Annotated in this window: 23 protein-coding genes and 1 tRNA gene; 9 read left to right on the plus strand and 15 right to left on the minus strand. The window is 54.2% G+C overall.

The window, feature by feature from the left end; translation table 11 throughout:
* Positions 1–3: 3 nt before the first annotated feature.
* Together RTM06_RS16670 and RTM06_RS16675 are read left to right on the plus strand one after the other, a co-directional pair.
* Positions 4–79, plus strand: a tRNA-Lys gene (locus RTM06_RS16670).
* 161 nt (positions 80–240) lie between these two features.
* On the plus strand, positions 241–570 hold the full coding sequence (locus RTM06_RS16675) for a FlxA-like family protein (RefSeq protein ID WP_154155757.1): 330 nt from the start codon (positions 241–243) through the stop codon (positions 568–570).
* On the opposite strand, the gene RTM06_RS16680 is transcribed toward RTM06_RS16675, so the two are convergent.
* Entirely contained in the window at positions 567–1,487 is a 921-nt protein-coding gene (locus RTM06_RS16680) for a LysR substrate-binding domain-containing protein (RefSeq protein ID WP_312183666.1), read from the minus strand. The genes RTM06_RS16675 and RTM06_RS16680 overlap by 4 nt on opposite strands.
* A gap of 102 nt (positions 1,488–1,589) precedes the next feature.
* Here RTM06_RS16680 and RTM06_RS16685 point away from each other — a divergent pair, with 102 nt between their 5' ends.
* Entirely contained in the window at positions 1,590–2,591 is a 1,002-nt protein-coding gene (locus RTM06_RS16685) for a bile acid:sodium symporter family protein (RefSeq protein WP_256697040.1), read from the plus strand.
* A gap of 31 nt (positions 2,592–2,622) precedes the next feature.
* Here the strand turns inward: RTM06_RS16685 and RTM06_RS16690 are convergent, their stop codons facing one another.
* From RTM06_RS16690 to zipA, 3 genes are all read right to left on the minus strand, one after another.
* Positions 2,623–2,841, minus strand: coding sequence for a DUF3820 family protein (locus tag RTM06_RS16690; protein WP_008107783.1), 219 nt, complete (start codon positions 2,839–2,841; stop codon positions 2,623–2,625).
* Position 2,842: 1 nt separating this feature from the next.
* Positions 2,843–4,861, minus strand: coding sequence for an NAD-dependent DNA ligase LigA (gene ligA / locus RTM06_RS16695; RefSeq protein WP_312183669.1), 2,019 nt, complete (start codon positions 4,859–4,861; stop codon positions 2,843–2,845).
* A 68-nt stretch (positions 4,862–4,929) separates the two neighbouring features.
* On the minus strand, positions 4,930–5,907 hold the full coding sequence (zipA, locus tag RTM06_RS16700; RefSeq protein ID WP_312183670.1) for a cell division protein ZipA: 978 nt from the start codon (positions 5,905–5,907) through the stop codon (positions 4,930–4,932).
* 217 nt (positions 5,908–6,124) lie between these two features.
* Between zipA and cysZ the strand changes: the two genes are divergently transcribed.
* The 5 genes from cysZ to crr all read left to right on the plus strand — a co-directional run bounded on the left by cysZ (position 6,125) and on the right by crr (position 11,071).
* Positions 6,125–6,883, plus strand: coding sequence for a sulfate transporter CysZ (gene cysZ / locus RTM06_RS16705; RefSeq protein WP_312183672.1), 759 nt, complete (start codon positions 6,125–6,127; stop codon positions 6,881–6,883).
* 140 nt (positions 6,884–7,023) lie between these two features.
* On the plus strand, positions 7,024–7,995 hold the full coding sequence (gene cysK / locus RTM06_RS16710) for a cysteine synthase A (protein ID WP_008107790.1): 972 nt from the start codon (positions 7,024–7,026) through the stop codon (positions 7,993–7,995).
* A 388-nt stretch (positions 7,996–8,383) separates the two neighbouring features.
* Positions 8,384–8,641 carry a phosphocarrier protein Hpr gene (gene ptsH / locus RTM06_RS16715; protein WP_008107792.1) on the plus strand — a complete coding sequence of 86 codons (258 nt, stop codon included), beginning with the start codon at positions 8,384–8,386 and terminating at the stop codon, positions 8,639–8,641.
* 157 nt (positions 8,642–8,798) lie between these two features.
* A complete protein-coding gene (ptsI, locus tag RTM06_RS16720) occupies positions 8,799–10,526 on the plus strand; it encodes a phosphoenolpyruvate-protein phosphotransferase PtsI (RefSeq protein WP_154155750.1) in 1,728 nt (575 codons plus the stop codon).
* A gap of 41 nt (positions 10,527–10,567) precedes the next feature.
* The gene (gene crr / locus RTM06_RS16725; protein ID WP_008107804.1) at positions 10,568–11,071 is read left to right on the plus strand and encodes a PTS glucose transporter subunit IIA; all 504 of its coding nucleotides are present in this window, start codon (positions 10,568–10,570) and stop codon (positions 11,069–11,071) included.
* 232 nt (positions 11,072–11,303) lie between these two features.
* Here crr and RTM06_RS16730 read toward each other — a convergent pair whose 3' ends face one another.
* The 11 genes from RTM06_RS16730 to RTM06_RS16780 all read right to left on the minus strand — a co-directional run bounded on the left by RTM06_RS16730 (position 11,304) and on the right by RTM06_RS16780 (position 21,049).
* A complete protein-coding gene (locus RTM06_RS16730; RefSeq protein WP_312183675.1) occupies positions 11,304–12,665 on the minus strand; it encodes an ATP-binding protein in 1,362 nt (453 codons plus the stop codon).
* A complete protein-coding gene (locus RTM06_RS16735) occupies positions 12,662–13,342 on the minus strand; it encodes a response regulator transcription factor (RefSeq protein WP_008107810.1) in 681 nt (226 codons plus the stop codon). Before RTM06_RS16735 ends, RTM06_RS16730 begins: the two co-directional genes overlap by 4 nt.
* Before the next feature lie 177 nt (positions 13,343–13,519).
* Positions 13,520–14,401: a cysteine synthase CysM gene (gene cysM, locus RTM06_RS16740; protein ID WP_256697045.1), complete on the minus strand. Its 882-nt coding sequence runs from the start codon at positions 14,399–14,401 to the stop codon at positions 13,520–13,522.
* 72 nt (positions 14,402–14,473) lie between these two features.
* Positions 14,474–15,562: a sulfate/thiosulfate ABC transporter ATP-binding protein CysA gene (cysA, locus tag RTM06_RS16745; RefSeq protein WP_312183678.1), complete on the minus strand. Its 1,089-nt coding sequence runs from the start codon at positions 15,560–15,562 to the stop codon at positions 14,474–14,476.
* Positions 15,552–16,424 carry a sulfate/thiosulfate ABC transporter permease CysW gene (gene cysW / locus RTM06_RS16750; protein WP_008107814.1) on the minus strand — a complete coding sequence of 291 codons (873 nt, stop codon included), beginning with the start codon at positions 16,422–16,424 and terminating at the stop codon, positions 15,552–15,554. Before cysW ends, cysA begins: the two co-directional genes overlap by 11 nt.
* The gene (gene cysT, locus RTM06_RS16755; RefSeq protein ID WP_256697047.1) at positions 16,424–17,257 is read right to left on the minus strand and encodes a sulfate/thiosulfate ABC transporter permease CysT; all 834 of its coding nucleotides are present in this window, start codon (positions 17,255–17,257) and stop codon (positions 16,424–16,426) included. Before cysT ends, cysW begins: the two co-directional genes overlap by 1 nt.
* Positions 17,257–18,273: a sulfate ABC transporter substrate-binding protein gene (locus RTM06_RS16760; RefSeq protein WP_312183681.1), complete on the minus strand. Its 1,017-nt coding sequence runs from the start codon at positions 18,271–18,273 to the stop codon at positions 17,257–17,259. The genes cysT and RTM06_RS16760 overlap by 1 nt, the downstream gene beginning before the upstream one ends.
* Positions 18,274–18,480: 207 nt before the next feature.
* Positions 18,481–19,377: a Dyp-type peroxidase gene (locus RTM06_RS16765; RefSeq protein ID WP_312183683.1), complete on the minus strand. Its 897-nt coding sequence runs from the start codon at positions 19,375–19,377 to the stop codon at positions 18,481–18,483.
* A gap of 101 nt (positions 19,378–19,478) precedes the next feature.
* Entirely contained in the window at positions 19,479–20,099 is a 621-nt protein-coding gene (locus RTM06_RS16770) for an RpoE-regulated lipoprotein (RefSeq protein ID WP_312183685.1), read from the minus strand.
* Positions 20,100–20,162: 63 nt separating this feature from the next.
* Complete coding sequence (locus RTM06_RS16775; RefSeq protein WP_312183687.1) at positions 20,163–20,624, minus strand: DUF2919 domain-containing protein; 462 nt, start codon at positions 20,622–20,624, stop codon at positions 20,163–20,165.
* A complete protein-coding gene (locus RTM06_RS16780; RefSeq protein WP_061717913.1) occupies positions 20,624–21,049 on the minus strand; it encodes a GNAT family acetyltransferase in 426 nt (141 codons plus the stop codon). The genes RTM06_RS16775 and RTM06_RS16780 overlap by 1 nt, the downstream gene beginning before the upstream one ends.
* A gap of 211 nt (positions 21,050–21,260) precedes the next feature.
* Between RTM06_RS16780 and amiA the strand changes: the two genes are divergently transcribed.
* Positions 21,261–22,118, plus strand: a complete 858-nt coding sequence (gene amiA, locus RTM06_RS16785) for an N-acetylmuramoyl-L-alanine amidase AmiA (RefSeq protein WP_008107837.1) — start codon at positions 21,261–21,263, stop codon at positions 22,116–22,118.
* Positions 22,119–22,161 lie beyond the last annotated feature (43 nt).

Here is a 22,161-nt window from a genome sequence, read left to right on the forward strand (position 1 = left end):
TTCGGGTCGTTAGCTCAGTTGGTAGAGCAGTTGACTTTTAATCAATTGGTCGCAGGTTCGAATCCTGCACGACCCACCAATGTAGAAAGGCGCCCTAAAGGCGCCTTTTTGCTATGCGTAGAATTTGTCCTCACGCTCGCAAAATCCCAACACATCTTTTCGCAAGCTTAACACTTCCTGCCCTCAAGCCTCCCGCTGCTCTGACCGATAACGATAATGGTCTATTGCAAGGAGAAAACCATGTCTATATCCAGCGTTAGTAGTGTCAGCACCGCAAGTAGCGGCGGCGGATCGACCTCAGAAATCGCCAGCCTTAACAAGCAGATTCAATCCATCACCAAGCAGCTGAAAGATCTTTCCAGCGACGATACGCTCACCGATGAACAAAAATCGGAGCAGGAGCAGATGCTGCAATCACAGATTCAAATGATTGAAGCGCAAATCGCGCAGATTGAGCAGCAGCAAGCCGAGAAAGCGCAGCAGAAACAGGAAGCTCAGCAACCAGCGGCGAACAAAGCCGATGGTATTAACCGTCCAACCGATACCAATCAGATCAACGTGTACGTTTAAAACGCCGGCTTTAGCATGCGTTGTTGCGTCAGCAGAGCCGCCTGCTGACGCACTTCCTGCCAGATCGCTTCTGCGGCGGGTGTCAGCGAGCGGTTTTTGCGTTTTATCAGCATCAGGCTGCGATTAATTTCCGGATAGAGACGTCGCACCGTGATTTTGCGTCCTGACGGCAACGGCAAGGCCAGCGCGGGCAGAATACTGATGCCAATCCCCGCTTCCACCATCGGATAAAGCGTGGCGGGATGGCCGATTTCCTGCACCACATTCACACTCAATGCCAGCTGTTGCAGCGCGGCATCAACTAATACGCGGCTGCCAGAAGCATAATCCTGCAGCACCATATTGCGTCCGGCCAGCATCGACCACTGCGCCTGCTCAATTTGCGCCAGCTCGTCATCTTCATGACACAGCAGCAAAAAAGGCTCCTGCAAAATCTCTTCGCTATCGAAATCGGTGTCGTTGAGCGGGCCAATCACAATGCCAAAATCGACCTCCGCATTACGTACGCTTTGCAGCACCCATTGCTGCACGCGGTCATGCAGGATGACACGGATATCCGGATAGCGCTGCTGGCTGCTGGCCAGACACTGCGGCATAAGATGGGCAGAAGGTGTTTGGCTGGCGGCAACACGCACCGTGCCACTGCGCTGTTCGCCATAACTGCGCACATCCAACACCGTGGTATTGAGATCTTCCAATAAACGATTAAGCCGCGTGGCCAGCTGCTGCCCCGCTTCGGTCAGCATCACTTCTCGCGTGGTGCGATCCAGCAAACGTACGCCCATTTCCGCTTCCAGCTCTTTAATGCTGTGACTTACCGCCGACTGACTCAAACCAATCGCTTGACCCGCCAGACTGAAGCTGCCGTGATGCGCCACCGCCACAAAGGTTCGCAGCTGACGTAAAGTGTAATTCATCGATATCGCTCATAGATTGATGCAATAAATCAATTTTATTTCTAAACCCAGCGGGCGCACAATCAGCACCATCAATTTTTTAAATTTAACCGGATTTTAACAATGGGATTTTTACGCCTCGATCCGATGATGATTAAACTCATCATCACCGTGCTGCTGGCCAGCTTCGTTCCTGCCAAAGGCGTGTTTGTCGACATCTTTGAATATCTGACCACCGCCGCCATTGCGCTGCTGTTCTTTATGCATGGCGCCAAACTGTCACGCGAGAAGATCATTGCCGGCAGCAGCCACTGGCGTTTGCACTTGTGGATTATGTGCAGCACCTTTGTGATTTTCCCGATTATTGGTTTGCTAATTGTCTGGTGGCATCCGGTTAACGTCAGCCCGGAAATCTACACCGGCTTTATCTATCTGTGTATTCTGCCGGCGACCGTGCAGTCGTCTATCGCCTTCACCTCAATGGCGGGCGGTAACGTCGCCGCAGCGGTATGCGCAGCTTCGGCATCCAGCCTGCTCGGCGTTTTTGTTTCGCCGCTGCTGGTGAATCTGGTAATGAATGTGCATAGCGAAATGCCGGGCAACGGCCTGGAGCAGATTGGTAAAATCATGCTGCAACTGCTGGTGCCGTTTGTTTTAGGACATTTGTCGCGTCGCTGGATTGGCGCGTGGGTTGAGAAACATCGCAGCCTGATTGGTAAAACCGACCAAACCTCAATTCTGCTGGTGGTTTACTCCGCGTTCAGCGAAGCGGTAGTGAACGGCATCTGGCATCGTGTGGGCGTGGATACGTTGCTGTGGATTCTGGTTGGCAGCGTGCTGGTACTGTTTATTGCACTGGCGATTAACCTGGCGGCATCGCGCTTGTTTGGCTTTAGCCGTGCGGATGAGATTGTGGTGCTGTTCTGTGGCTCGAAAAAGAGTCTGGCGAACGGTGTGCCGATGGCCAACATCCTGTTCCCGGCCAGTTCCGTGGGGATTATCGTGCTGCCGCTGATGATCTTCCATCAGGTGCAGTTAATGGTGTGTTCTTTCATTGCCCAGCGCTATAAAGCCGGCAATGAAAAACGGCTGGCGCAGCAGCAAGTCGAAGCGCAGAAGTCCTAAGTAAAACGGCCCGCAAATGCGGGCCGTTTTGTTATTCACTGCGCTTGAGCGGTTTAATTAAACCTTCCAGACCTTCGATCTTAATCGTCAGCGTCAGCTGCATCAGTTCGCCTAACTTACCGGCCGGAAATTCATCTTTGCGGGCGAACCACAGCAAATACTCCTCCGGCACATCAATCAGCACTCTGCCCTTGTACTTGCCGAACGGCATCACGGTATTGGCGATTTCAACCAGTTGCTGTTTATCCACGTTAGGCTCCGAGCAGGCGAATCATTTCCGCTTCGTCGATCACCGCAATGCCGAGTTCCTGCGCTTTCGCCAGCTTGGAACCAGCCGCTTCACCCGCAATCAGTAAATCGGTTTTCTTCGACACGCTGCCGCTCACTTTAGCGCCCAGCGCCACTAAACGCTCTTTGGCATCATCACGGTTCATCTGCGACAGAGAGCCGGTCAAAACCACGGTTTTACCGGCAAACGGACTATCAATCTCTTCGACATTGACCACTTTAACCTGCGGCCAATGCACGCCAATCTCTTCGGTAAGATCGCGAATAACGGCGCGGTTGCTCTCTTCATCCATAAAATTACGCACATGCGCCGCCACCACTTTGCCGACATCCTGCACTTCAATTAGCGCATCAAGATCGGCGTTCATCACTTTTTCCAGCTCGCCAAAGTGATTGGCAAGGTTAGCGGCGGTAGCTTCGCCGACTTCACGAATACCCAGCGCATAGAGGAAACGCGCCAGCGTGGTGGATTTGGCCTTTTCCAGCGCATCAACCACGTTCTGCGCCGATTTCGGCCCCATGCGATCGAGTCCGGTTAGCTTACCGGCGGTAAGACGGAACAGATCGGCGGGCGTTAAGACGTACTCTTTCTCAACCAGCTGATCGATGATTTTGTCGCCCATGCCATCAACATCCATCGCACGACGCGAAACGAAATGTTTGAGCGCTTCTTTGCGCTGCGCGCCACAAATCAGACCACCGGTGCAGCGCGTCACCACTTCCCCCTCCACGCGTTCAACGTCTGAACCGCACACCGGGCAATGACTTGGAAAAACGATTTCACGCGTCTCTTCCGGGCGCTCCGATTCCACCACATTGACCACTTGCGGAATCACATCACCGGCGCGGCGAATCACCACTTTGTCGCCGATGCGCAATCCCAATCGGGCGATTTCATCAGCGTTATGCAAAGTTGCGTTGCTCACCACAACACCGGCAACCTGAACCGGCTCCAGTCGCGCCACTGGCGTAATCGCGCCGGTGCGGCCTACCTGGAATTCGACATCGCGCACGAACGTCATCTGTTCCTGCGCCGGGAATTTAAAGGCCACAGCCCAGCGCGGCGCACGCGCCACAAAGCCGAGCTGCTCCTGCAGCGCCTGTGAATCGACCTTGATAACCACGCCATCAATGTCGAAGCCGAGCGACGGGCGCTCTTGCTCAACCTGACGATAAAACGCCAACACTTCTTCTGCGCTGTGTGCCAGGCGAATACGATCGGTGACCGGTAATCCCCACGCCTTAAACTGTTGCAGACGTTGCCAATGGCTGGCGGGCATTTCACCGCCTTCCAGCAGACCAAAACCGTAGCAGAAGAAGGTCAGCGGACGTTTGGCGGTAATGCGCGGATCGAGCTGACGCAGCGAACCTGCCGCTGCGTTACGGGGGTTTGCAAAGACTTTCGCGCCGGTGCGGCGTGCTTCTTCATTCAGCTTTTCAAAGCCGCTTTCGGTGATGAATACTTCGCCACGGACTTCAACGCGTGCGGGAATGTTGTCGCCATGCAGACGCAGCGGAATGGCGTGAATAGTACGCACGTTCGCCGTGATGTTTTCGCCGGTAGTGCCATCTCCGCGTGTCGCCGCGCGCACCAGCAGGCCATCTTCATACAGCAAACTCACCGCTAAGCCATCCAGCTTGAGCTCGCAGCAATAAGTCAATTCGTCAGTGCTTTTAAGGCGATCCTGCACGCGTTTGTTGAAGGCAAGGAAGCCCGCTTCATCAAAGGTGTTATCCAGCGACAACATCGGCACTTCATGACGCACTTGCTCAAAAGCCGCCAGCGGTGCCGCGCCCACGCGTTGTGTCGGGGAATCAGGCGTAATCAAGTCAGGATGAGCGCTTTCCAGCTCGCGCAGCTGAACCATCAATCGGTCATACTCTGCATCCGGAATCTCCGGCGTATCCATCACGTGGTAGAGATATTCGTGGTGACGTAACGTGGTGCGCAGCGTGGTAATCTGCTCCTGAACCGATTTCATAGTCTCTTATCCGATAAAAAACCCCCGACATGCGGGGGTTGTATTTGTTTTGACTCAGCTAGCGGCGATTAACCGATAACTTCGCGAATACGCGTTTTGTAGGTTTCCAGCTTCTGCGGCGTCATCATGCGACGCTCATCATCCAGCACCACCCCGCCCACATCATCAGCGATACGCTGCGCGGATTGCAGCATCAGTTTGAAGTTCTGATTCGCATCGCCGTACGACGGCACCATCATAAAGATGGAGATGCCAGGCGTTGAGAAATTGCCCATCTGATCCGGATCGAATGAACCCGGTTTCACCATGTTCGCCAGGCTAAACAGCACCGGTCCGCTGCCTGCTGGGCTAAGATGGCGATGGAAAATGTTCATCTCACCAAACTGGAATCCGGCCTGCAGAATACCCTGCAACAGCGCTTCACCGTTCAGTTCGCCGCCCGCGTGTGCAGCAACATGCAGCACTAATACCGCTTCTTTTTTACTGCCCGGCGCAGCAGCCGCTGGCTGTGGTGCTTCCGGTTGATGTGCAGCTGGCGCTTCAGGTTCGAATTCTGGCTCTTCAGCTGCCAGGAATTCTGGCGCAGGCTGCGTCGCGGATAGCGGTTCGTTGTCCAGCAGTGGGTCGGCCTGCATCGGTTGTGGTGCAGGCGCTGGCGTAGGCTTCGCCACGGGCGCTTGCGGCGCCGCTGGCTTACGCACTTCAGGTTCGTCATCCAATAAAGGATCGCCCAATAACGGGTCGGCCTGACGTGATGCCGGTTGACGCACAGGTTCAGGCGCACGCGGTGCGCTCGCTGGACGCGCAGTGAATTCAGGTTCTTCATCCGCATCACGATGACGACGTACACGGACTTCGCCGACGCCATCATCTTCTTCGCTCAGCAGATCTTCATCGGCTTCTTCGCGCTGTTTCAGACGTTTGTGCGGGCGATCACGAAACACGGAGGAGCGCTCTTTACGGCTGGTCCACAGTCCATGAAGTAGCAGCGCTATTATGGCGATCGCGCCAACAACGATTAATATCAGACGCAAATCCTGCATCATTGTATTCTCTGTTGTTCCAATACCTTGCCACCACGGCAAACTTTATCCTCTAACTGTATTTGCCCAGCTAAACAAGTGCAAGTCTGTGCAGTATTTTCTGACAAATTAGATAGCTGCCCCACGCTTTTTTGCTGTTTTTTCGCGCAAAGCAGGCCTGAAGCCGACAAAAAGCCAGGTTATGATGGTCGCGCCGCTATATTTAGGAGAAAGGCTCGCTATGCCCGCAGGAAATTCGGTCTCAACTTTTAATGGTGTTCACTACTTCGCTGAAGGATGGAAACTGGTGCGACTGCCCGGAATTCGTCGCTACATCATCATGCCACTACTGATCAACATCGTGCTGCTTGGCGGTGCCTTTATCTGGCTGTTTCAGCGCTTGGGCCAGTGGATCCCAGCGTTAATGTCACATATTCCCGACTGGTTGCAGTGGCTAAGTTATCTGCTGTGGCCGCTATCGGTGATTTCGATTGTGTTAGTGTTCAGTTACTTCTTTTCGACGCTGGCGAACCTGATTGCCGCGCCCTTCTGTGGCTTGCTCGCCGAACAGCTTGAAGGGCGATTGACCGGAACGCCACTGCCCGATAGTGGCTGGATGGCCATGGTTAAAGATGTACCGCGCATCATGAAGCGAGAGTTACAGAAGCTTGGCTACTATTTGCCGCGTGCGCTTGGTTTGCTGTTGCTGCACTTCATCCCTGGATTTGGACAAACGGTGGCACCGGTTCTATGGTTTTTATTCAGTGCGTGGATGCTGTCCGTGCAGTATTGCGATTACCCCTTTGATAACCACAAAGTGAGTTTTCAGCAGATGCGTCAGGCGCTGCGCCAGCACAAAAGCGCCAATATGCAGTTTGGTGCGCTGGTGAGCCTGTTCACCATGATCCCGATTATCAATCTGGCGATTCTGCCAGTGGCGGTATGCGGAGCAACGGCCATGTGGGTCGATCGTTATTATGCACAACATGCGCGCCGCTAAAGCTTTAAAATGCCTTATGCATTTTTGCGTAAGGCTTATGGTTGTGCGCTATATAGATATGCGATTTCTTTCCTTCCGCACATCATTAGAACAGGTATGCTCTGAGGGTTCCCAATATTTCATACAGTTAAGGACGAGCTATGAGTAAGATCTATGAAGACAACTCTCTGACAATTGGTCATACGCCGCTGGTTCGACTGAACCGCATCGGTAACGGCCGCATTCTGGCTAAGGTCGAGTCGCGCAACCCGAGCTTCAGCATCAAATGCCGTATCGGTGCCAATATGATTTGGGACGCGGAAAAACGCGGTATTTTGAAGCCGGGCGTTGAACTGGTGGAACCCACCAGCGGTAATACCGGTATTGCGCTGGCTTACGTTGCCGCAGCGCGCGGTTACAAGCTGACGCTGACCATGCCAGAAACCATGTCTATTGAGCGCCGCAAGCTGCTGAAAGCGTTGGGTGCTAACCTGGTACTGACCGAAGGTCCAAAAGGCATGAAAGGTGCCATCGCGAAGGCGGAAGAGATTGTCGCCAGCGATCCGGATAAATATGTGCTGCTACAGCAGTTCAGCAACCCCGCTAACCCGGAAATCCACGAAAAAACCACCGGCCCAGAAATCTGGGAAGATACCGACGGTGAAGTCGACGTATTCATCGCGGGTGTCGGCACCGGCGGCACGCTAACTGGCGTGAGCCGCTATATCAAGAACACCAAAGGCAAGAAAGAGTTGATTACCGTTGCCGTTGAGCCAACCGATTCACCGGTCATCGCTCAGGCGCTGGCGGGCGAAGAGATCAAACCGGGTCCACATAAAATTCAGGGCATTGGTGCCGGTTTCATTCCTGGCAACCTTGACCTGAAATTGATTGACCGCGTAATCGCCATCACCAACGAAGAAGCCATTAGCACCGCACGTCAGCTGATGGAAGAAGAAGGCATTCTGGCAGGTATTTCTTCAGGTGCTGCCGTTGCCGCTGCACTGAAGCTGCAAGAGGATGAAGCCTTCGCCAACAAGAACATCGTGGTGATCCTTCCCTCCTCCGGTGAACGCTATTTAAGTACCGCACTGTTTGCCGACCTCTTCACTGAGAAAGAACTGCAGCAGTGATGCTTAAAGTCTGAAACTGACGAAAAAAGCACCCGCACGGGTGCTTTTTTGTGGTGCAGATCTCACTTTTATCACCAGACAGATTGCTTTCAGTGATGCGGCTCTGGTATTTAAGCTTCCAATTATTTCGGTGCCTGAAATTAATCTGCCTTTGAAGTGGATCAAGCTGAATCGATTTACTGATTTGGCGAAACGGCGAATCACGGCATAATGAGAAGAGTGACGCATTCGTGCAGTTTTTGATCTGTCACTGTTAATGACGTACTCATTCGAGCGCATTTTATGGTGAGCTTAAAGCCATACCAGCGCACCTACACAGGCTAAAGTTACGGCTCCAGGCTAGACTTTAGATCCATAACACCAAACCTGATAAAGTTGGGGAAATAGAATGTTCCAGCAAGAAGTTACCATTACCGCACCTAACGGCCTTCATACTCGTCCTGCAGCCCAGTTCGTTAAAGAAGCAAAGGCTTTCCAGTCAGAAATCACTGTGACCTCCAATGGCAAATCTGCCAGCGCGAAAAGCCTGTTCAAACTGCAGACTTTGGGTCTGACGCAAGGTACGGTTGTTACGCTGTCTGCCGAAGGTGAAGACGAGCAGAATGCGGTTGAGCACCTGGTCAAGCTGATGGCTGAGCTGGAGTAACCGGCTCAGTTCGCAACTAAACCGACCCCTTTGCCCCATTGAGTGCAAATATCTTGATCGCGGACAACCTGTCCGCGTTATTGCATCTTTAGAGTACTGCTCCGCGACAGTGGCGACGCATCGGGTCAATGAGCCATCGTGATTAAAAGGTAGGGTTATGATTTCAGGCATTTTAGCATCCCCGGGTATCGCTTTCGGCAACGCACTTTTGCTGAAGGAAGATGAGATCGTCATTAGCCGTAAAAAAATTACTGACGATCAGGTTGAGCAGGAAGTTCAGCGCTTCCTCGATGGACGCAGCAAAGCTGCTTCACAGCTCGAAGCCATTCGCATTAAAGCCGGTGAAACCTTCGGTGAAGAGAAAGCGGCGATCTTTGAAGGTCACATCATGCTGCTCGAAGACGAAGAGCTTGAGCAGGAAATCATCGACCTCATCAAAAAAGACCACGCTACCGCTGACGCCGCCGCTCACACCGTGATTGAAGGCCAGGCCGTTGCACTGGAAGAGCTGGATGACGAATACCTGAAAGAGCGTGCGGCTGACGTACGTGATATCGGTAAGCGTCTGCTGCAGAACATTCTTGGTCTGCACATCGTCGATCTGAGCGCGATTGCTGAAGAATCTATTCTGGTGGCGAAAGATTTAACGCCGTCAGAAACCGCACAGCTGAACCTGAAAAAGGTGCTGGGCTTTATCACCGATATTGGTGGACGTACCTCTCACACCTCTATTATGGCGCGTTCACTCGAGTTGCCTGCGATTGTCGGCACCGGTAATGTGACCACCACCGTGAAAAACGGTGATTTCCTGATTATTGATGGCGTGAACAACAAGATTTACGTCAATCCTTCCGAGCAGGAACTGGAAGAGCTGAAAGCGATCCAGACGCAATATCTGTCTGAGAAGCATGAATTGGCGAAACTGAAAGATCTGCCAGCTATTACGCTGGACGGCCATCAGGTTGAAGTCTGCGCTAACATCGGTACCGTGCGCGATGTCGCTGGTGCAGAGCGCAACGGCGCAGAAGGTGTTGGCTTGTATCGTACCGAGTTCCTGTTTATGGACCGCGATTCACTGCCAACCGAAGAAGAGCAGTTCCAGGCTTACAAAGCGGTTGCTGAAGCTGTGGGTTCGCAGGCCGTTATCGTGCGTACCATGGACATCGGCGGCGATAAAGATCTGCCTTACATGAACCTGCCAAAAGAAGACAACCCGTTCCTCGGCTGGCGCGCGATTCGTATCGCGATGGACCGCAAAGAGATTCTGCATGCGCAGCTGCGCGCGATTCTGCGTGCATCCTCTTTCGGTAAACTGCGCATCATGTTCCCAATGATCATTTCAGTTGAAGAAGTTCGCATTCTGAAAGGCGAGCTGGAGCTGCTGAAAACGCAACTGCGTGAAGAAGGCAAATCCTTTGATGAGTCCATTGAAGTGGGCATCATGGTTGAAACCCCAGCATCCGCAGTGATTGCTCGCCATCTGGCGAAAGAGGTCGACTTCTTTAGTATTGGGACAAATGACCTGACGCAGTATACTCTGGCGGTCGATCGTGGTAATGATTTGATTTCACACCTCTATAACCCAATGACGCCGTCTGTTCTTGGCCTCATTAAGCAAGTGATCGACGCATCACATGCCGAAGGGAAATGGACCGGCATGTGTGGTGAGCTGGCTGGTGATGAACGTGCTACACTACTGTTACTGGGAATGGGGCTGGACGAATTCAGCATGAGCGCCATTTCAATCCCAAGCATCAAGAAAATCATTCGTAATACTAATTTCGAAGATGCGAAGGCATTGGCGGAGCAGGCTCTGGATCAACCAACAGCGGATGATTTGATGAATTTGGTCAACAAGTTCATTAAAGAAAAAACGCTCTGCTGATCCACGGACGCTAGCCTCAAATTACTGCTTAGGAGAAGATCATGGGTTTGTTTTCTAAACTTTTTGGCGAAAAATCAGAGAGCGCGTCAGGCACTATCGATATCGTTGCGCCTCTGTCAGGCGAAATCGTAAATATCGAAGACGTACCTGATGTGGTATTCGCTGAGAAAATCGTTGGTGACGGTATCGCAATCAAACCAACCGGCAACAAAATGGTTGCACCGGTTGATGGTACTATCGGCAAGATTTTCGAAACTAACCACGCATTTTCAATCGAGTCTGATAACGGCATCGAACTGTTTGTTCACTTCGGTATCGACACGGTTGAGCTCAAAGGTGAAGGTTTCAAACGCATCGCTGAAGAAGGCCAGAAGGTTAAGAAAGGCGACGTGGTGATCGAGTTTGATCTGGCACTGCTGGAAGAGAAAGCGAAATCCACGCTGACGCCGGTTGTAATCTCGAACATGGACGAGATTAAAGACCTGATCAAACTCTCCGGTCAGGTAACTGTGGGCGAGACTCCGGTTATCCGCATCAAGAAGTAAGCTTCGGCTGATTCGTGAGAATTGTAAAACGGCACCCAATGGGTGCCGTTTTTGTTTACTTAAAAATTAGAGCTCTGAATGCGCGAGGTACGGTCAGGACGACGGGCCAGATCGTAAAGACGGCATAAACCGTCCCTGGGCCTCGGCCCGCGCCGTCCATGGCGCGGGACGCTTTACTCCTCTGCCCCGTCGTCCTGCCCGCTGCGGCAAATGTGCGCGTTTTCAGGAAAAATCATTCCTGCTTCCAGCGCGGCAACCTTAACGTCAGCTCCAACCCCCCTTCGGGGCGATTTACCGCCTGCACTTCTCCGTGATGCGCCAGAATCACCTTACGCACAATTGAAAGCCCTAAGCCGTAGCCTTTGCCCATCAGCGGAGAATTCACGCGGACAAACGGGTCGAAGATACTCGAGAGCTTCTCATCGTCAACGCCCGGCCCTTGATCGCGCACGCTTATCGCCAGCCACTGATTCTCCGCCTGCAGGCGCACATTGATGTGCTGACCTTTATGCGAGAAACGCAGCGCATTGCGCAGCACATTCTCCACGCCACGGCGAATCAGCTCTGCATTGCCGTGCACGGTGTAATCCGCGTTCTCATCAACCTGAAAATCGACTTTCACGCCTGGAATTTGCGCCTCGTAGCGCACATCAGTCACCACCGCATGCAGCAGGCCGGTAAGGTCGAAATACTGTTCGCCCGGCATACTCTCGTGCTCAGCACGCGAAAGTGTCAGCAACTCACCAATCATCTTGTCGAGGCGTCGGGCCTCCTCATCAATACGATTGAGTGATGATTCGACGGATTCTGGGGTCTGACGTGCTAAGCCGGTCGCCAATTGCAATCGCGCCAAAGGTGAACGTAGCTCGTGGGAGATATCATGCAGCAGCTCCTCACGCGCTTTCACCAGCGTATCGAGGCGCTCCACCATCGCATCAAAATCCTGCGCAACGTTTGAGAGCTCGTCATGGCGTTTACGCATCACCGGATAGAGCCTCACCGACAAATCACCGCTGGAGACACGCGCAAAGCCCTCGCGCAGCTGCCGCATCGGCCGCGTCAGGTTCCACGCCAGCAGCAGGCTAAACAGCAGCCCCAATGCACCAGCGAAAGTAAACATCGGTTCTGGGATATTCAGGATGCGACGCGGGCCGCCGCCGCCCATTGAGCTATCTTCACGCAGGCCTTTAACGTCATAACGCAACTCGTACTGTTTACCATCCTGCCCTTTCACCCAACGCACAATCACATTGGGAAAGGGCCCATGAAACGGTGGGCTAAAGGTTTCCGGTGGCGCATCGCCCGGCGTGGTAACGGGTTTATCGTGCTGAATGACGGAGAAAAACTGACGATCGTTCGGCTCCCAGTCCGCCATCATGTCATCCAGCGAGCTCAGCCCGCCGCGCTCCAGCACTGAGACGGCGGAAGCCATTTGCAGATTAACGATACGGCGAATAGCGACAATCTCGGGCGGCTCATGTCGATTACCGGAGAGCGTAAAGCCCAGCCACAACAGCTGGCTGATGATGACAAACACAATCCAGAAGCCGAGCAAAATCTTCCAGAACATGCGGCCGCGATAGCTGTGTTTCATCGAATGCGATAACCAATGCTGCGCACAGTTTCAATATTGACGCTGTCGGCGGTTAACGCAGCCAGCTTTTGACGGATGTTGCTGATATGCACATCAACGCTACGATCGTAAGCTTCGCGCGGACGGCCAAGGCCTTTTTCCGACAGCTCATCTTTCGATACCACGCGGTCCGGCGCACGCAGCAGCAGATCGAGTAGGTTGAACTCAGAAGCCGTCAGGTCGAACGCTTTGCCCTGCCATTCGGTGATACGTGTGGCGGGATTGAGGCTCAGATCGCCCCAGCGCAGCAGCTCTTTCTTATCCGGCAGCGGAGTTTGATCTTCAAAGCGACGCAGCACGGCACGCAGGCGGGCCACCAGCTCACGCGGATAGCACGGTTTCGGCATGTAATCATCCGCGCCCATTTCAAGTCCGATAACACGATCGATGTTGTCGCCTTTCGCCGTCAGCATAATCACCGGCAAACGGCTGTTCTGGCGCACCTGACGCAGCACATCGATACCGCTCATATCAGGCAGCATGATGTCGAGAATCATCGCGGTATAATTACCCGATAGCGCACCTTCAACACCGGCGCTTCCGGTTAAAACCAATTGCGTTTCGAAGCCTTCCGCAATCAGGTATTGGCTTAGCATGGTGCCAAGCTCTACATCATCATCAACCAGCAGGATTTTCATTTTTATCTCTCGTACAAAATTGCCGCTATTTTGTCCTGACTCCGCCGCGAACGCAGCCGGTTTTACGCGATCCTTACAGTGCTTACGCTAGACGATTATTAGGGGAACTATAGACAAAAATGGCCCAGTCATACTTTAAAGGTATGCATAGGCCAAATTAAATGCGGGGAAAAAGACTCAATGGAAAACGCCGGTGGAGAGATAGCGATCGCCACGATCGCAAACAATCGCCACCACCACGCTGCCTGGCTGCGCCGTCGCAATACGCAAGGCGCCCGCCACCGCGCCGCCAGAGCTAACGCCACAGAAAATCCCTTCACGCTGTGCCAGCGCGCGCATGGTCTCTTCCGCTTCGCGCTGCGCCATATCGATCACCTCATCGACTAGCTCCGGACGGAAAATACCGGGCAGATAGGCTTCGGGCCAGCGACGTATACCGGGAATGCTGCTGCCCTCTTGCGGCTGCAGGCCAATTACCTGCACCGCAGGCGCGAACTCTTTCAGGTAACGTCCCACGCCGGTGATGGTGCCGGTGGTGCCCATGCTGGAGACAAAATGCGTCATGCGGCCAGCGCTTTGCTGCCAGATTTCCGGGCCGGTGGTGAGATAGTGGCCCAGCGGGTTATCGGGATTGTTGAACTGATCCAGCACACGCCCTTCGCCACGCTCGGCCATTGCTTGCGCCAAATCGCGCGCCCCTTCCATGCCCTGCTCGCGCGTCACCAGTAATAACTCAGCGCCATAGGCGCGCATCGCGTCCTGACGCTCCTGGCTCATGTTATCAGGCATCAGCAGACGCAGCTTGTAGCCTTTCATCGCGGCGATCATCGCCAGCGCAATGCCGGTGTTGCCGCTGGTGGCTTCGATTAGGGTATCGCCCGGTTTGATATCACCGCGCAACTCCGCCTGATGAATCATCGACCAGGCCGCACGATCTTTCACGGAACCAGCTGGATTGTTGCCCTCCAGCTTTAGCCAGATCTCGCTGCCGTTATCAGGCGTCAGGCGCTGCAACTTAATCAACGGCGTATTGCCGATGGTATTTTCCAGTGTGGTCACGGTTTGATTCCAGACGAAAGAAGTGCAAATAAAACGGGCGGGAAAGTCCCGCCCGAAGGAGTGTCAAAAATATCAGGCGCTCTCGGCAAAGGCAACCGGGCGCAGCGGCGTAGTGCCATGGTAAATTCGCGCCTGTTGCAGGCCAACGAACAGGCGTTCACCGCGAATCGGCGCGTTATGGTCCCCATCGAACACCACCGAGAACACGTCGCCCTGCCAACCGCTCGGCTGCACCACCAACTGCCAGAAGTGGCCACGCGGACTGATCTCCAGCACTTGCACCGGCAAAGGCGTTTCCAGACTGCTCTGGCGTGAAATATCGATTTCCCACGGACGCAGGAACAGCTCAACTTCGCCCTGATGCGCTGGCGTGTAGCCCAGCGGCCAGCGATGTGCGGCAACATGGAACTGCGAGCCGTGCACTTCGCCTGCAAAGCGATTCACTTCACCGAGGAATTCGAGCACAAAGCGCGTCGCCGGGTCGCGCCACACGTCATCTGGTGTGCCAACCTGTTCGATGTTGCCCTGGCTCATCACCACCACGGTGTCCGCGACTTCCATCGCTTCTTCCTGATCGTGGGTGACGAAGACGCTGGTGAATTTCAACTCTTCATGCAGCTGACGCAGCCAGCGACGCAGCTCTTTACGCACCTGCGCATCAAGCGCGCCAAACGGCTCATCCAGTAGCAAAATTTGCGGTTCTACCGCCAAGGCACGCGCCAGCGCCACACGCTGTTTCTGTCCACCAGACAACTGGGCCGGGAAGCGATTACCGAGATGGGAAAGTTGTACCATCTCAAGCAGACGCGTAACGCGCTGTTTGATTTCAGCAGCGCTCGGACGTTCGCGACGTGGCAGCACCGTCAGGCCAAAGGCGATGTTGTCGAACACCGTCATGTGGCGGAACAGCGCGTAATGCTGGAAAACGAAGCCCACCTGACGATCGCGCGCATGGATGCGACTGACGTCTTTGCCATTGAAATGGATTTGTCCTCTGTTCTGATGTTCCAGCCCAGCGATGATACGCAGCAGCGTTGTTTTACCGGAGCCGGACGGCCCCAGCAGCCCCACCATCTTGCCGGAAGGAATATCCAGAGAGATGTCGTTCAGTACCGACGTGCGGTCAAACGATTTGTTGATTTGTTTAATCTCAATGCTCATGATTTTCCTCCTGTAGGCGCTTCTGCTGATGCTCTAATCGCCACTGCACCACGCTTTTCAGAAACAGCGTTACAATTGCCATCAGGGTCAGCAGCGCGGCGGCGGTAAAGGCGCCCACGGTGTTGTAATCCTGATGCAGTAATTCAACCTGAAGCGGCAAGGTATAGGTTTCGCCGCGAATCGATCCCGAAACCACCGAGACCGCACCAAATTCACCAATCGCTCGTGCGTTGGTCAGAACCACGCCGTACATCAGCGCCCAGCGGATATTTGGCAGCGTCACGCGGCGGAACATCTGCCAGCCGGATGCGCCCAGCAGCACCGCTGCTTCATCTTCGTGGCTACCCTGGCTCAGCATCACCGGCACCAACTCACGCACCACAAACGGACAGGTAACGAAGATGGTGGCCAACACCATGCCCGGCCAGGAGAACATAATCTGAATGTTGTGCGCATCCAGCCAGCCACCGGCAGGACCGTTGACGCCCCAGAACAGCAGATACATCAAACCGGCAACCACTGGCGATACCGCAAACGGGATATCAAACAGCGTCAACAGCAGTTGGCGACCAGGGAAAGTAAAGCGCGTTACCAGCCACGCCAGCAGCGTACCGAACACCATATTGACCGGCACGGTAATCAGCGCCACTAACAGGGTCAGCCAGATGGCGTGCAGCATGTCACCATCTTTCAGGTTATTCAGCGAGGCAACCAAACCCTGGTTGAGCGCTTCCCAGAAGATGGAAACCATCGGCACCACCAGCAGCAGGATGGAAACCAGCGCGCCGATGCCAATCAGCAGCCACTTGCCCCAGTTGATTGGCTGGCGGTCAGCGTGATTGATGTGTGAAATTTCCGCCATCAGTGGCCTCCTAAGCGACGGCCAAAGCGGCTCTGCAAGGTGTTAATCGCGAACAGCAGCAGCAAGGAAGCGGCCATGATCACTGACGCGATGGCGCTCGCCGCCGGATAATCAAACTCCTGCAGACGCACGAAAATCATCAGCGAAGTCACTTCGGTTTTCCACGCGATGTTACCGGCGATAAAGATCACTGCGCCGAACTCACCGATGCTGCGGGTAAACGACAGTGCGGTACCGGCCAGCAACGCCGGCGCCACTTCTGGCAGCACCACGCGACGGAAGCTCTGCCAGCGCGTAGCGCCGAGGGTTTCCGCAGCTTCTTCATATTCCGGACCTAACTCTTCCAGCACCGGCTGCACGGTACGCACCACAAACGGGATGCTGGTAAAGGCCATCGCCACGGCAATACCGAGCCAGGTATAAGAGACTTTGATATCAAAATGCGCCAGCCATTGGCCGTACCAGCCGTTGACCGAAAACAGGCCTGCCAGCGTTAAGCCCGCCACCGCAGTTGGCAGCGCAAACGGCAGATCCATCAAACCATCCAGCAGCGTACGTCCGGGGAAGCGATAGCGGGTCAGAATCCACGCCATCAGCATGCCGAATACCGCATTGAACAGCGAAGCCACGCCCGCTGCCAGAATCGTCACTTTGTACGCAGCAACCAGCTGTGGATGAGTGATTACATCCCAGTATTGCGCCAGCGTCATCTGCGACAATTGCATCAGCAGCGCGCTGATCGGCAGCAGCAGAATCAGGCAGGTGAAGAGTAAGCTGGTGCCGAGGCTCAATCCAAAGCCGGGCAAAACACGTTTTTGAGCGAGCGCAAACATTAACCGCGCCCCGCTGCCAGTAATTTGTCCAGCTCACCGTCACTGGCAAAATGGACTTTCATCACGTTGTCCCAGCCGCCAAAGGCATCTTTGACGTTGAACAGTTCAGTTTGTGGGAAGCGATCTTTCTGCTCCGCCATCAACTGCGCATTGTTCACGCGATAGTAGTAGCTGGTGATAATTTTCTGCGCTTCAGGCGTGTAGAGATAATTCAGATAGGCTTTGGCCGCGTCGGTGGTGCCGTTGTGCTCGACATTTTTGTCGACCCACGCCACCGGGAACTCCGCCAGAATATTGGTTTTCGGCACGATCACGTCGTACTGGTCTTTGCCGTACTGATTACGGATGTTATTCACTTCCGATTCAAAGCTGATCAGCACATCGCCGAGGCCGCGCTCGGCAAACGTAGTGGTAGCGCCGCGACCGCCGGTATCAAACACTTCAACGTTCTTCAGGAACTTCGCCATATAAGCTTCAGTTTTAGCTTTATCGTTGCCATCGGCCTGATCGGCAGCGCCCCACGCGGCGAGATAGGTATAACGCCCGTTACCGGACGTTTTTGGATTTGGGAAAACCAGCTTCACGTTATCGCGCGCCAGATCGGCCCAGCTGTGAATCTGCTTTGGATTACCCTTACGCACCAGAAACGCCATGGTGGAGTAAAACGGTGAGCTGCTGTTTGGCAGACGCTGTTGCCAGTCAGCGGGAATCAGTTGGCCTTTGTCATGCAGCACCTGCACATCGGTAACCTGATTGTAAGTCACCACATCGGCGCGCAGACCTTGCAGAATCGCCAGCGCCTGCTTCGAAGAACCGGCGTGCGACTGCTTGATGGTCAGCTTGTCATTGGGATGCGCAGCGTCCCACTGCTTTTCAAAGGGTGCATTCAGGGCAACAAACAGTTCGCGCGAAACGTCGTAGGAGCTATTCAGCAACTCGGTCGCTTGCGCCGCACTGGCTAAAGCACACGACAGCGCGATACCGCCAAGCCATTTTTTCGAAATCGGAAGTGTCATGCTGCACCCTGAAAGACGGCAGTTAAGCCAATGCCATTAGATGCTGTCAGTGTATTTATAACTCAGGGGAAAGCTGTAACGGTTTTATATATCGTTTAGGGATTTCAAAGTCTAAAAAGGCATAAGACGGCGGGAGAGTTTATGCGGTGAGTGGGATTGAAGTGTGCGGCGTTTCGTAGGGTCGCCATTTATGGCGACCTCGCTTAATTACAGCGCTGTAAGCACATCCAGCGACGGCGCAAAAAAGTAGCTTCCACTCACCGGTTTAGTGAAGCGCAACATCGCGTCCATTTTTCCGTCGCGCTCGCCAAACATACTCAGCAGCTGCTGCTCAATATTGTAGAGACGATGACAGTAAGAAATGAAAAAGAGGCCATGCGTACCGCTGGCGCTGCCGTACGGCAGGCTTTGGCGCAGAATCTTCAGCCCTTTGCCCTCTTCTTTCAAATCAACACGGCTGAGATGCGACGTCGCAGGACGCTGATCGCCCGGCAGCTCTTCATCTGTTTCTTTGGTACGGCCAATAATCGCTTCCTGCTTCTCTACCGCCATACGATTCCACAGCTTGAGATTGTGCTCCCAGCGCTGGGTGAACACATAGCTGCCGCCCGCATCGGGGCCTGCGCTGATAATCGCCACATCCTTACGCGCTTCGCCCTGCGGGTTTTCCGTGCCATCGACGAAGCCCGACAAATCGCGGTCTTCAATCCAGCGGAAACCGTGCGTCTCTTCTTCGATATTGACGGCAGCAGCAAAGGCGCTGAGTGCGGCCTGAGCCAGCGCGTAGTTCACGTCGTGTCGTTGAGATTGAATATGGATCAGCAAATCACGCTGCGTGGCAGGCGCAATGCCGTTACCGAGCGCGGCGAAAGCTTTGAGTTCAGGTGCAGAAGCGTTGCCTTGCAGATCGCGCCACAGCGCATCGCCAAAGGCGATCACCGCGCCCAATCCGGCATCACTGAATTTAGTTTGCAGCGCTTCAAGCTGCTGCAGGAAGGATTTGCTGCCCTGGCGCAGCGCGTCAAGATCGCCCGTGACGCGGGCTTCGAGCCAAATGGCGAAACGGCGGTGTTCCAACAGGATCCCGCTCTGAAACTGAGACATTGAACTGCTCTCCGGCATGAAAGTTAGACGATGTTTTTTTCGCCCGTATCATACCGGAAAGCCACACTCTTTGAGCGGGTGTTTAGCAAGTTTTATCTTGTTTAACGCTGCCAGACAATCTTGCTGATTTTCCAGCTTTTCAGGGTATCGTCCGACGGCATCAAGCCTTCCGGACCATGCCATTCTCCGCTATAGATGTAGGAGATGTGCTGACTACCCGGCGCACGGCACTCAACATTACGTGCATCGAGACCGGTGACCATTTTGCAGTTATTAAAGGCTTTGCTGAACTTCGCGCTGAACAGATCGCCGATCTTGCTGCCGTCCGCCGCTTTGGCATCGGCATCCTGCACTTCAATGCGCTCAACGCTGGTGCTGCCGTTAATAACCAATTTAACCTTGTCGCCATCCAGCGCCTGCCAGAAATCCACCACCTGACCATTCTGCGTGCGCATGCCCTGACGCAATTTGTAATCGCCGTTCAGCGCTTTATTAATGGCGTCTTCCGACATTGAGGTGGTGCTCGTCAGGCCCGCAACGCCTTGCTCGGTGACCTCCAGCGAACCACCAAACCAGCCGAGCGGATTGAGCGCCGACCAGTGATAGCTCAGCGGATTGTACCAATGGCTTTCGCTATCGCTCGCGTTGGTTGAGGAACCCGAACTGGCGCAGCCGGCCAAAATCATGCTGCTAACCAGCAGTGCGTGACGAACAACTTTCATGAAAACTCCTTGATCTGCTAAGCCGATTGGCGTGCCTGTTGGAGTAGCAAACCGGCAAAAAGTTTATTCGATGTGCTGATGTTCCGGCAAAAAGCAGTCGCGCAGGCGCGGTTGCGTTTGCAGCCAGAACAATGCAAGCAGGTCAAACAGCGTCAATAACAGCGGCAGCGGCGAGTCGGGAAAGGCACCTTGCAGCAGACTGAAACCTTGCCACAGCAGGCTGATGAGTAGCGATGCACTTAATACATGGCGCCAGCTTTGCCACAGCTGCGGCCAGCGCTGACGATAGCCGGTCAGCAACAATCCAATCGCCGCCGGAATGCCTAACGCCAATCCCAGCCAGAAGCTTTGGCGATCGGGATAGAACAGCGCCAGCAAATCATTGCCCTGCTGACGCGATGCGCCCGCCATCACCAGCAGCAGCCAGGTGCGCGCCTGCAATAACAGGATCAGCCAGAAAAGAAACGGCAGCCGCAGCTGCCCTTTCGCATCGTACTCTTCGGGAAGGTATTTCAAACCGACCATTAATACTCGCGATCTTCAATCAAACGCTTGCCCAGCAGCAGCGAATCCACCGGCTCGTACTCAAGCTTTTCATAGAACGCCACCACCTGATCGTTCTCTTCGCGCACCATCAAATTGATTTTTGGGCAACCGCGCGCAATCAACTTCTTCTCAAGACGATTCATCAACGCATTGGCAAAGCCACGCCCCTGATAATCAGGATGCACCGCCAGATAGTAGACGGAGCCGCGATGGCCGTCGTAGCCGCCCATCACCGTACCGACCACTTCGCCACCGACTTCCGCAACCAGAAACAGTTCCGCGTCGTGGTTCATTTTGCGTTCGATGTCCAGCTCGGGATCGTTCCATGGGCGTAACAAATCGCAACGCTCCCAGAGCGTGATCACTTCTTCAAAATCTTCCTGGCGGAAAGAACGGATTTCCATCGACGTTACCCTGCTGTTAGGCACAATTCGCTGATTATCACGCATTCTTTGCCAGGCGCAACCCTCACGCGTGACAACGGGGCAAAAAAAGCGCGACATCGCTGTTAGTCAGTTGCAATAGAAAGTAAACACTTGAAATAGTTACGAGGTCGCCGCCTGGCAATTGTTACGCTATAACACTGGGCAGGATTTACCTGCCATGGACCCGTAAATGAAGAAGATTTCACTGCTTAAGCGCCTTACCAATCGTCGCCAACTGATACTTTCCGGTTTAGCGCTGGCGGTGTTGTCACCGCGCGCGGTACAGGCCAAAGAACAGAACAGCGATTTGCGCGTCAGTCCGCGTCATACGCCACCGAAACCCGCCAGCAACGGCAAACGCATCGTGATGATTGATCCTGGCCACGGCGGCATCGATTCCGGCGCTGTCGGCGAAGAGGGTTCGGAAGAGAAACACATCGTGCTGGCGATCGCTAACACCGTGAAGACGCTGCTGCAGTCGCATCCGCGCATCGAAGTGCGCCTGACGCGCGACAGCGACCACTTTATTCCGCTCTATCAGCGCGTCGAAATTGCCCATCAGCACGGCGCTAACCTGTTTATGTCGATTCACGCCGACGGCTACACCAGCCCGGATGCGAACGGCGCATCGGTATTTGCCCTTTCCAATCGCGGTGCCAGCAGCGCGATGGCGCGTTACCTGTCACAGCGTGAAAACGACGCCGACAAAGTGGGCGGCGCCGAGGTGCAGGATAAAGATCATTACCTCAACCAGATTCTGTTCGATCTGGTGCAGACCGATACCATCCGCAACAGCCTGACGCTGGGTAAACACGTGCTCGATCAGATTCGCCCGGTGCATCATCTGCACAGCCAGCACACCGAGCAGGCCGCTTTTGCAGTGCTGAAATCGCCGTCGATTCCGTCGGTGCTGGTGGAAACCTCCTTCATTACCAATCCGCGTGAGGAACAATTGCTCGGCACGCAGGCGTTCCGCCAGAAAATTGCCAGCGCCATTGCCGACGGCATCGCCCGCTACTTCGATGAGGTTGATCGTCGCGAAGCATAGCCTTTATCCTGTGGTAGAATCGCGGCAAATTTCCGGAACGAGT

Source organism: Pantoea sp. CTOTU46764 (genome assembly GCF_031974595.1).
Lineage (GTDB): Bacteria > Pseudomonadota > Gammaproteobacteria > Enterobacterales > Enterobacteriaceae > Pantoea > Pantoea trifolii.

Excerpts from the sequence above, each read along its gene's own strand:
- RTM06_RS16765 (WP_312183683.1), bottom strand. The coding sequence starts at position 19,377 with ATGTCTCAGTTTCAGAGCGGGATCCTGTTGGAACACCGCCGTTTCGCC.
- zipA (WP_312183670.1), bottom strand. The coding sequence starts at position 5,907 with ATGATGCAGGATTTGCGTCTGATATTAATCGTTGTTGGCGCGATCGCC.
- RTM06_RS16770 (WP_312183685.1), bottom strand. The coding sequence starts at position 20,099 with ATGAAAGTTGTTCGTCACGCACTGCTGGTTAGCAGCATGATTTTGGCC.
- cysK (WP_008107790.1), top strand. The coding sequence starts at position 7,024 with ATGAGTAAGATCTATGAAGACAACTCTCTGACAATTGGTCATACGCCG.
- RTM06_RS16680 (WP_312183666.1), bottom strand. The coding sequence starts at position 1,487 with ATGAATTACACTTTACGTCAGCTGCGAACCTTTGTGGCGGTGGCGCAT.
- cysA (WP_312183678.1), bottom strand. The coding sequence starts at position 15,562 with ATGAGCATTGAGATTAAACAAATCAACAAATCGTTTGACCGCACGTCG.
- ligA (WP_312183669.1), bottom strand. The coding sequence starts at position 4,861 with ATGAAATCGGTTCAGGAGCAGATTACCACGCTGCGCACCACGTTACGT.
- RTM06_RS16730 (WP_312183675.1), bottom strand. The coding sequence starts at position 12,665 with ATGAAACACAGCTATCGCGGCCGCATGTTCTGGAAGATTTTGCTCGGC.
- RTM06_RS16780 (WP_061717913.1), bottom strand. The coding sequence starts at position 21,049 with ATGGAAATCCGTTCTTTCCGCCAGGAAGATTTTGAAGAAGTGATCACG.
- RTM06_RS16775 (WP_312183687.1), bottom strand. The coding sequence starts at position 20,624 with ATGGTCGGTTTGAAATACCTTCCCGAAGAGTACGATGCGAAAGGGCAG.
- RTM06_RS16685 (WP_256697040.1), top strand. The coding sequence starts at position 1,590 with ATGGGATTTTTACGCCTCGATCCGATGATGATTAAACTCATCATCACC.
- RTM06_RS16675 (WP_154155757.1), top strand. The coding sequence starts at position 241 with ATGTCTATATCCAGCGTTAGTAGTGTCAGCACCGCAAGTAGCGGCGGC.
- RTM06_RS16760 (WP_312183681.1), bottom strand. The coding sequence starts at position 18,273 with ATGACACTTCCGATTTCGAAAAAATGGCTTGGCGGTATCGCGCTGTCG.
- cysT (WP_256697047.1), bottom strand. The coding sequence starts at position 17,257 with ATGTTTGCGCTCGCTCAAAAACGTGTTTTGCCCGGCTTTGGATTGAGC.
- ptsH (WP_008107792.1), top strand. The coding sequence starts at position 8,384 with ATGTTCCAGCAAGAAGTTACCATTACCGCACCTAACGGCCTTCATACT.
- amiA (WP_008107837.1), top strand. The coding sequence starts at position 21,261 with ATGAAGAAGATTTCACTGCTTAAGCGCCTTACCAATCGTCGCCAACTG.
- ptsI (WP_154155750.1), top strand. The coding sequence starts at position 8,799 with ATGATTTCAGGCATTTTAGCATCCCCGGGTATCGCTTTCGGCAACGCA.
- RTM06_RS16735 (WP_008107810.1), bottom strand. The coding sequence starts at position 13,342 with ATGAAAATCCTGCTGGTTGATGATGATGTAGAGCTTGGCACCATGCTA.
- cysZ (WP_312183672.1), top strand. The coding sequence starts at position 6,125 with ATGCCCGCAGGAAATTCGGTCTCAACTTTTAATGGTGTTCACTACTTC.
- crr (WP_008107804.1), top strand. The coding sequence starts at position 10,568 with ATGGGTTTGTTTTCTAAACTTTTTGGCGAAAAATCAGAGAGCGCGTCA.
- cysW (WP_008107814.1), bottom strand. The coding sequence starts at position 16,424 with ATGGCGGAAATTTCACACATCAATCACGCTGACCGCCAGCCAATCAAC.